This window comes from Sphingomonas sp. (assembly GCF_013812825.1).
In the GTDB taxonomy this organism is placed as follows: domain Bacteria; phylum Pseudomonadota; class Alphaproteobacteria; order Sphingomonadales; family Sphingomonadaceae; genus Sphingomicrobium.
The window spans coordinates 51225-60180 of record NZ_JACCSU010000026.1; the positions used below are offsets into that span (position 1 = coordinate 51225).

10 protein-coding genes are annotated in these 8956 nt (G+C 66.5%); 6 read left to right on the plus strand and 4 right to left on the minus strand.

What is annotated here, in order from left to right:
• Positions 1-21 precede the first annotated feature (21 nt).
• Positions 22-270 carry a hypothetical protein gene (locus H0T81_RS03410; protein ID WP_294009801.1) on the minus strand — a complete coding sequence of 83 codons (249 nt, stop codon included), beginning with the start codon at positions 268-270 and terminating at the stop codon, positions 22-24.
• On the minus strand, positions 261-2123 hold the full coding sequence (gene sppA / locus H0T81_RS03415) for a signal peptide peptidase SppA (protein WP_294009804.1): 1863 nt from the start codon (positions 2121-2123) through the stop codon (positions 261-263). The genes H0T81_RS03410 and sppA overlap by 10 nt, the downstream gene beginning before the upstream one ends.
• Positions 2124-2356: 233 nt before the next feature.
• On the opposite strand from sppA, the gene groES reads away from it, so the two are divergent.
• Together groES and groL are read left to right on the plus strand one after the other, a co-directional pair.
• Positions 2357-2644, plus strand: coding sequence for a co-chaperone GroES (gene groES / locus H0T81_RS03420; RefSeq protein ID WP_294009806.1), 288 nt, complete (start codon positions 2357-2359; stop codon positions 2642-2644).
• Positions 2645-2685: 41 nt separating this feature from the next.
• Complete coding sequence (groL, locus tag H0T81_RS03425) at positions 2686-4329, plus strand: chaperonin GroEL (RefSeq protein ID WP_294009808.1); 1644 nt, start codon at positions 2686-2688, stop codon at positions 4327-4329.
• A gap of 51 nt (positions 4330-4380) precedes the next feature.
• Here the strand turns inward: groL and H0T81_RS03430 are convergent, their stop codons facing one another.
• Positions 4381-4554 carry a hypothetical protein gene (locus tag H0T81_RS03430; RefSeq protein ID WP_294009811.1) on the minus strand — a complete coding sequence of 58 codons (174 nt, stop codon included), beginning with the start codon at positions 4552-4554 and terminating at the stop codon, positions 4381-4383.
• Between the two features lie 87 nt (positions 4555-4641).
• Positions 4642-4899: a circumsporozoite protein gene (locus H0T81_RS03435; RefSeq protein ID WP_366474083.1), complete on the minus strand. Its 258-nt coding sequence runs from the start codon at positions 4897-4899 to the stop codon at positions 4642-4644.
• A 189-nt stretch (positions 4900-5088) separates the two neighbouring features.
• Here H0T81_RS03435 and H0T81_RS03440 point away from each other — a divergent pair, with 189 nt between their 5' ends.
• The 4 genes from H0T81_RS03440 to H0T81_RS03455 form a co-directional block, all read left to right on the plus strand.
• Positions 5089-6105: a metalloregulator ArsR/SmtB family transcription factor gene (locus tag H0T81_RS03440; protein WP_294009825.1), complete on the plus strand. Its 1017-nt coding sequence runs from the start codon at positions 5089-5091 to the stop codon at positions 6103-6105.
• Positions 6102-7007, plus strand: a complete 906-nt coding sequence (metF, locus tag H0T81_RS03445) for a methylenetetrahydrofolate reductase [NAD(P)H] (RefSeq protein ID WP_294009814.1) — start codon at positions 6102-6104, stop codon at positions 7005-7007. The genes H0T81_RS03440 and metF overlap by 4 nt, the downstream gene beginning before the upstream one ends.
• A complete protein-coding gene (locus H0T81_RS03450) occupies positions 7004-8050 on the plus strand; it encodes a homocysteine S-methyltransferase family protein (protein ID WP_294009817.1) in 1047 nt (348 codons plus the stop codon). The genes metF and H0T81_RS03450 overlap by 4 nt, the downstream gene beginning before the upstream one ends.
• 2 nt (positions 8051-8052) lie before the next feature.
• Positions 8053-8956 (plus strand): dihydropteroate synthase (locus H0T81_RS03455; RefSeq protein ID WP_294009819.1); only part of this gene is annotated, 904 nt, incomplete at its 3' end.

Here is an 8956-nt window from a genome sequence, read left to right on the forward strand (position 1 = left end):
CTCCTTCTGCACAGGCCGACGTCAATCCACTCGCCCAACTTGAAGCCGGGTCCGGAACGGCGAGCTGCTGGCGAACCCGAGGATCCGGCCGGCCTCCTCCCCGACCAGCCACGGGTGGAAGCCGGGACGATCGGCGGTGATCCGGAGCGCCATTTCGGCGGAGTCCGGCGCCTGCTCCTCGAAGCTGATCCGGCTGTCCTCGACGTACGGCCGATAGACCTCCCCTATTCCGGCTGCGTCTGCCTGGTTCGCCAGTCGGATCAGAACCATTCCGCGAGCAGGGCCAGCAGGCCCGTGTCGCCTCGGCTCAACACGGCAGGAGCAACCGGGCCGCATTCGAGGCAGCGCGCCTGGATCCGCGGGCCCGACAGGATCGAGCGCAGGTCGCTAATCGCCGCCGCCAGCTCGTGCGCGGGCGAGCCGCCGATCATCGCGAATGCATCGGTCGGAGCGGTACCGTCGTCGAGTTCCTCGTTGGCCAGCATCGCGAGCAGGCTGTCGGTCAAGCTCTGCGGCCGTTCAAGGTAGCGGACTCCGCGGTCGCCCTCGCCGAGCTTGGCGAGCTCGGCCGCCTTGGCGATCGCTTCCTCCATGCCGCCAAAGCCGTCGACCAGCCCGAGCTGGCGGGCGGTGCCCCCGTCCCACACCCGGCCCTGGGCGATGCGATCGATTTCGACCGCCGGCTTGCCCCGCGACCGGGCGACGATTGCGAGGAAGTGCCGGTAGACCGATTCGACCGACGATTGGATCAGCCGGTTGGCCTCGGGCGACGGGCCCTTGAGCAGGTCGGGCTCGCCCGACAGCGGAGTCGTCTTGACGCCGTCGGCGCCCATTCCGAGCTTCTCGAGCGATCCCTGGAAGCTCGGCAGGATTCCGAACACCCCGATCGAGCCGGTAATGGTCGACGGCTCGGCGAAAATATAGTCGGCCCCGGCTGCGACCCAGTAGCCGCCCGACGCCGCGACATTGCCCATCGATACAATGACCGGCAGCTTCTTGGCCTTGGCGGCGAGCATCGCCTGGCGGATTTGCTCGGATGCAAGCGCCGAGCCGCCCGGGCTGTCGACGCGCACGACCAGCGCCTTGAGGCCATCGTCGCTCAGTCCCTTCTCGATCGCCCGGGCAATGCTCTCGCCGCCGGCAGTGCCCTCGGGCGCCTTGCCGTCGACGATCATGCCGGCGACGGTGACGACCCCGATCGGCCCACCGTCGTCACGCTCGATCCGATCGGCGATGTAGGAATCGAGCTTGATCCGCTTGTAGCCGCCGAATGCGTCCTGATCCTCGCCGCCGAGCTCGGCCAGGCGCGCCTCGAACGCTCGGCGGTCGGCGATCTTGTCGATCATTCCGGCGTTCAGGGCGGCGCGGGCGAGGTTGCCGCCGGCCGCATCGACGACCGCGGGCAGGTTGCCCACATAGGCGTCGAGCTTGGCCTTGGGGCGCGCGCGCCGGACGTCATCGCGCCAGCTCTCGAGCAGGGCCTCGCCGAGCGCCCGGTAATTCTGCTCGGCCTCCGGCGACATGTCGTTGCGGGTAAACGGCTCGACCGCGGCCTTGTAGGTGCCGACCCGATAGACGTTGGCGGTCACTCCGAGCTTGTCGAGCAGCCCCTTGAAATAGGGGTTCGATCCGCCGGGGCCGGCGATGGCGACGAGTCCAAGCGGGTGGAGCCAGACTTCCGACGCCGCCGCCGCGAGCTGATAATGGTCGTCGGTGTAGCCGACCGAGTAAGCGATGACGGGCTTGCCCGCCGAGCGCACCCGGCGAAGCGCATCGGAAAGCTCGGACATCGCCGTCTGGCCGCCGCCGAGGAAACCTTCGAGATCAAGCGCGACCGCTTTGACGCGATCGTCGTTCCGTGCCTCGTCGAGCACGGCGACAAGGTCGCGGAGCCGGTACTCGTTGAGCCTGTTGCCGCCGGCGGCGAGTTCCGACAGCTCCGCCCGCGCCGGCTGCTCGACGACCGTTCCGTCGAGTTCGAGAGCGAGCACTCCGTCGGTCACCGGATCGGGGCGCGCCGAGAGCCCCGCGTAGAGCAAGCCGAAGAACAGCAGCAGGAGCAAGAGCACCAGGGCATCCTTGATGCCGACCAGCAGCTTCCAGATCGCGCGCACGAATTTCATCGGTTCAATCCTCGGAAACTATGTGCGCGGGTCGCTAGCGCAGAACAACCGTCATTGCGAGGCGAGCGATGCAATCCGGTGCGGGGCTGGGGATCGGCGGTGATTCAAAATTCGCCTTGGAGCCGTTGACGCCCAGCGCTTGGGCAACCATATGCGCGGCATCGCTGGCACTCTCATGGGCAGAGTGCCAAGCGCGATTCGTGAGCAACCAAATTTTCAAGGGGCTACAGGCTATGGGTTTCAGGCCGCTTCATGACCGAGTCCTCGTCCGCAGGGTCGAGGCCGAAGAGAAGACCGCCGGCGGGATCATCATTCCCGACACGGCGCAGGAAAAGCCGCAGGAGGGCGAAGTCATTTCCGTCGGCTCGGGAGTTCGGGCCGAGGACGGCAAGGTGACTCCGCTCGACGTCAAGGCCGGCGACCGGATCCTGTTCGGCAAATGGTCGGGCACCGAGGTCAAGATCGCGGGCGAAGACCTGCTGATCATGAAGGAAAGCGACATCCTCGGGGTGGTCGCCTGACGAGTTCCAACACTGAAATTTGATTTGAAAGGGAGCCAATCATGGCAGCCAAGGACGTAAAATTCTCGCGCGACGCGCGCGAGCGGATTTTGAAGGGCGTCGACATCCTCGCCGACGCGGTCAAGGTGACGCTGGGGCCCAAGGGCCGCAACGTGATCCTCGACAAGAGCTACGGCGCGCCGCGCATCTCCAAGGACGGAGTCACCGTCGCCAAGGAGATCGAGCTCAAGGACAAGTTCGAAAACATGGGCGCGCAGATGGTCCGCGAGGTCGCCTCGAAGACCAACGACGTCGCCGGCGACGGCACCACCACCGCGACGGTCCTCGCCCAGGCGATCGTCCGCGAGGGCATGAAGTCGGTCGCGGCCGGGATGAACCCGATGGACCTCAAGCGCGGCATCGATCTCGCCGTCAACAAGGTCGTCGAGGACCTGAAGGCGCGCTCGAAGCCGGTCTCCGGATCGAACGAGATCAGCCAGGTCGGCAGCATCGCCGCCAACGGCGACACCATCGTCGGCGAGAAGATCGCCGAGGCGATGGAGAAGGTCGGCAAGGAAGGCGTCATCACCGTCGAGGAGGCCAAGGGGCTCGAGTTCGAGCTCGACGTGGTCGAGGGAATGCAGTTCGACCGCGGCTATCTGTCGCCGTACTTCATCACCAACCCGGAGAAGATGTCGGTCGAGCTTTCGGACCCCTACATCCTGATTCACGAGAAGAAGCTCAGCAACCTCCAGGCCATGCTTCCGATCCTCGAATCGGTGGTGCAGTCGGGCCGTCCGCTGCTGATCATCGCCGAGGACATCGAGGGCGAGGCGCTGGCGACCCTGGTGGTCAACAAGCTGCGCGGCGGCCTCAAGGTCGCGGCGGTCAAGGCGCCGGGCTTCGGCGATCGCCGCAAGGCGATGCTCGAGGACATCGCCATCCTCACCGGCGGCGAGATGATCAGCGAGGATCTCGGCATCAAGCTCGAGAACGTCAGCACGGCGATGCTCGGCACCGCCAAGCGCATCACCATCGACAAGGACAATACGACGATCGTCGATGGCGCCGGCAGCCACGAGGCCATCAAGGCGCGCACCGAGGCCATCCGCCAGCAGATCGAGAACACCACCTCCGACTATGACCGCGAGAAGCTGCAGGAGCGGCTGGCCAAGCTCGCCGGCGGAGTCGCGGTGATCAAGGTCGGCGGCGCGTCCGAGGTCGAGGTCAAGGAGCGCAAGGACCGCGTTGACGACGCCCTCCATGCGACCCGCGCCGCGGTTGAGGAAGGCATCGTTCCGGGCGGCGGCACCGCCTTGCTCTACGCGACCAAGGCGCTCGACGGCCTCAAGGGGGTCAACGACGACCAGACCCGCGGCGTCGATATCGTCCGCAAGGCGCTCTACTCGCCCGTTCGCCAGATCGCCCAGAACGCCGGCCACGACGGCGCGGTGATCTCGGGCAAGCTGCTCGAGGGCGAGGACCAGGCGATGGGCTTCAACGCCCAGACCGAGGTCTACGAGAACCTCGTCAACGCCGGCGTGATCGACCCGACCAAGGTCGTTCGCACCGCGCTCCAGGACGCGGCCTCGGTCGCCGGACTGCTGATCACCACCGAAGCGGCGGTCAGCGAGCTTCCGGAGGACAAGCCGGCAATGCCGATGGGCGGCGGCGGCATGGGCGGCATGGGCGGAATGGACTTCTAAAGGAAGCTCCACCCGGCCGGACGCCTTGCTCTATCTGTCGAAGGCGCCCGATTAATCGGAAGGGCTGGAGGAGCGATCCTCCGGCCCTTCTTGATTCGACGCTTCCTGGTTGAGCAGCTCTTCGACCTCGTTGAGCTGGTCCGACTCCTCGGCCGTCGGCGCCGGCGGGCGCTCGTCGCCGCAGCCGGCCAGCAGCAACAGGATCGGGAGAAGGGCGCGGGTCATGGGGGCCAAGTACCACTTCGCACGCTCATAGAAAAAGGGCCGCCCGCGAATGCGGACGGCCCTTCAGTTCAATCTAACCGCGAACGCTTAGTCGGTGGCGTTGTCGGCGGCGTTCTCGACGGCTTCGCCGGCGTTCTCGACGGCGTTGCCCGCGTCCTCGACGGCGTTACCGGCCGTATCGAGCGCATTGTCGGCGGCGTTGGCTGCATCGTTGGTCGCAGCATTGGTGTCCGCTTCCGCGGCATTTTCGACATTGGCGTCGTTCTCGACGGCTTCCTCGGTCCGGCTTTCGCACGCGGCGAGGCCGAGCGCGAGGACCGCAACGGTCACAGCAAATGTCTTCATGATCGTTCCACTCCTTAAATGCCCAAAACCGGGCACGGGCCTCGGCCTGTCGCGCGATTCGAACAGGCCAGCGCGCGCCCATACAGACGAGCGAACTGCCACGCAATTGCCATAATTCGTCGAAGCCACGGTTCGTCGCACAATTTGCGTTCAGCGGGTAATGCCGTTCTCCTTGATAATTTGACCCATATAAAGATATCTTTATATCCTTATCTGGTGACTCCGACGCTTCCGCTCTCCGACCTGTTTCAGGCCTTGGCCGACCCGACGCGGGTGCGGATTTTGGCGCTGCTCAGGATCATGGAGCTGTCGGTCGGCGAGCTGGCGCTGGTCCTCGGACAGAGCCAGCCGCGGGTCTCGCGTCATTTGAAGATTCTCGCCGACGCGGGAGTCGTCGAACGGCGCAAGGAAGGCAGCTGGGTGTTCCTGACGCTGGCGGCCCCCGAGCGCACGGCCCCGATGTTCGCGCTGCTCGACTCCTGGGCGGACGCGCCGACCCAGGCGCTGTTCGCGGCCGACGCGGCGCGGCTCGAGGCGGTGCGCGCCGACCGCGCCGAAGCCGCCTCGCGCTATTTCTCCGCCCAGGCCGAGGTGTGGGATTCGATCCGCTCGCTGCACGTCGCCGAAAGCGAGGTCGAGGAAGCGATCGAGCGAGCTCTCGAGGAGAAAGATCTCGGCCGGCTGGTCGATATCGGCACCGGCACCGGGCGGATGATCGAGCTGTTCGGGCCACGCGCCGCGCAAGCGATCGGCATCGACCGCTCGTCGGAGATGCTCCGGCTGGCGCGGGTCAAGCTCGAGGCCGCGGGCATCGCATCGAGCCTCCGCCAGGGCGACATGTACGCGCTGCCGCTGGCCGACGAGAGCGCCGACAGCGTCATCATCCACCAGGTGCTGCATTATGCTCACTCGCCGGCGGCAGCGATCGCCGAGGCGGCGCGGGTCCTCAGCTCCGGCGGAACGCTGCTGATCGTCGACTTCGCTGCTCATGAGCGCGAGGAGCTGCGGGCCAGCGACGCGCACATCCGGCTGGGCTTCGACGATCAGGTGATGGCCGGCTGGTTCGCCGCCGCCGGGCTCGCGCTCGACCATGTCGAGCATCTCGAGGGCGGCGAGCTGACGGTGACCCTGTGGCGGGGTGAAAAGCTTGTTTCGAGGGGCGCCGAGGGGGCCGGCTTGCCGCAGCGCCAGCGGCGGGCGGCATGAACCGACTGGAACGCCTCGCCGCGCACGAGCCGCTTTTCGCGGAGACCCGCGGCGACATCCAGGTCAGCTTCGAATTCTTCCCGCCGAAGACCGAGAAAATGGAAGAGACGCTGTGGGAATCGGTCAAGACGCTCGAGCCTTTGGCTCCGCGTTTCGTCTCGGTGACCTATGGCGCGGGAGGCTCGACCCGCGAGCGCACGCACGCGACCGTGGCGAGGATCGTCCGCGAAACCTCGATCCCCGCCGCCGCGCATCTGACGTGCGTCAACGCCACCCGCGAGGAGGTGGACTCGATCGCGCGCTCCTATTGGGAGGTCGGAGTGCGCCACATCGTCGCGATCCGCGGCGACCCCCCGGAGCAGGGCGCCAAATTCGTGCCGCACCCCGGCGGCTACGCCAATGCCAGCGAGCTGGTTGCCGGCCTCAAGCAGGTTGCGCCGTTCGAGATTTCGGTTGCTGCCTTTCCCGAATGCCACCCGGACTCGCCCAGCATCGACGCCGATCTCGATAACCTCAAGCGCAAGGTCGACGCCGGCGCGAACCGCGCCACAACGCAATTCTTCTTCGATCCACAATGCTTCTTCCGCTACCTCGACAAAGTGGCCGCGGCCGGGATCGACATCGAAATCCTGCCGGGGATCATGCCGGTCACGAACTTCGCGGCAATCAACCGGATGGCCGCAATCAACGGTACTTCGGTGCCCGACTGGGTCGGCCGGTTGTTCGAAGGACTGGACGACCTTCCCGCGGCCCGCCAGCTGGTCGCCGCAACGATCGCGGCGGAACTCTGCGCGCAGCTCTACGCGGGCGGGGTTCGCCACTTCCATTTCTACACTCTCAATCGGGCCGAGCTGTCCTACGCGATCTGCCATTTGCTCGGAGTCCGGGCGAAAGCGGCATGAGCGCGGCCGAGACCCTTCGGGCCGAAGCGGCCAAGCGAATCCTCGTCAAGGACGGCGCCTACGGAACGTCGATCCAGGCCCGCCGGCTCAAGAGCGAGGATTATCGCGGCGAGCTCGCGCTGGCCAAGGATCAGCGCGGCAACAACGACCTGCTCAACCTGACCCGGCCCGGGCTGATCGAGGAAATCGCCACCGAGTTCGCCGAAGCGGGCGCGGACATCCTTGCCACCAACACGTTCAACGCCAATGCGATCAGCCAGGCCGACTACGCGGCCCAGGCCCATGTCGCCGACATCAATCGAGCCGCGGCTCGGATCATTCGCCAGGTCGCCGACCGCTTTTCACAGCGGGACGGCCAGCGCCGCTGGGTTGCGGGAGCGCTCGGCCCGACCAACAAGACGCTGTCGCTGTCGCCCGACGTCAACGACCCCGGCTACCGCGAGGTCGATTTCGACACCATGAAAGCGGTGTACCGCGAGCAGATCGACGCGCTGGTCGAAGGCGGGGTCGACTTCATCCTTATCGAGACCATCTTCGACACTCTGAACGCCAAGGCCGGCATCAAGGCGGTGCTGGAGGCGCAGGAAGCGCTCGGCCGGCCGCTGCCGCTGATGATTTCGATGACCCTGACCGATCTGAGCGGCCGCAACCTGTCCGGTCACACGGTCGAGGCGTTCTGGGCTTCGGTCCGGCACGCGAGGCCGGTGACCGTCGGGCTCAACTGCTCGTTCGGGGCCGCACAGCTGCGCCCGCATCTGGCGGCGCTCGCGGCCCGGGCCGACACCTTGGTCATGGCCTATCCCAACGCCGGCCTGCCCAACGAGCTTGGCGAATATGACGAGGCGGCCGCCGAGACCGCCGCGCAGGTGTCGCAGTGGATCGCCGACGGGCTGGTCAACATCGTCGGCGGCTGCTGTGGAACCACCGCCGCCCACATTGCCGCGATCGCCGCGGCCGCCCGCAGCGGCGCCCCGCGCAAGGTGCCGGCGCCGGACGGCCACACTTTGCTCGCCGGGCTCGAGCCGATGATCCTCGCGGCTTGACCATGGACCAAACCGTTCGCCCTGAGCCTGTCGAAGGGCTGCCCTCTTCTTCAGGCGCACAACGGAAGGACGGTCCCTCGACAAGCTCGGGACGAACGGAAACGGGAGCCGCGGCCGGCGCGACGTTCGTCAATATCGGCGAGCGCACGAACGTCACCGGTTCGGCGAAGTTCAAGAAATTGATCCTGTCCGGTGACTACGATTCGGCGGTCGAGGTCGCGCGCGACCAGGTCGAGAACGGCGCCCAGATCATCGACGTCAACATGGACGAGGCGCTGCTCGACTCAGAAGCGGCGATGACCACCTTCCTCAAGCGCATCGCCGCCGAGCCGGACATCGCCCGGGTCCCGGTGATGATCGACAGCTCGAAGTGGAGCGTGATCGAGGCCGGCCTCAAATGCGTGTCGGGCAAGCCGATCGTCAATTCGATCAGCCTCAAGGAAGGCGAGGAGCCGTTTCTCGCCCAGGCGCGGCTGGTGCGGGCCTATGGCGCGGCGGTGGTGGTGATGGCGTTCGACGAGACCGGCCAAGCCGACAGCGCGGCGCGCAAGGTCGAGATCTGTCGGCGCGCTTATGCCCTGCTGACCGCCGACGGTTTCCCGCCCGAGGACATCATCTTCGATCCCAATATCTTCGCCATCGCCACCGGGATCGACGAGCATCGCCGCTATGCGATCGATTTCATCGAGGCGACCCGCGACATCCGCCTGGCCTGCCCCGGGGTGCATATCTCGGGCGGTCTCTCCAACCTCAGTTTCTCGTTCCGCGGCAACGAGCCGGTGCGCCGCGCGATGCACTGCGTTTTCCTGTTCCACGCGATCGCCGCCGGCATGGACATGGCGATCGTCAACGCCGGGCAATTGGACGTCTATGACGCGATCGACCCCGAGCTCCGCGAGGCGTGCG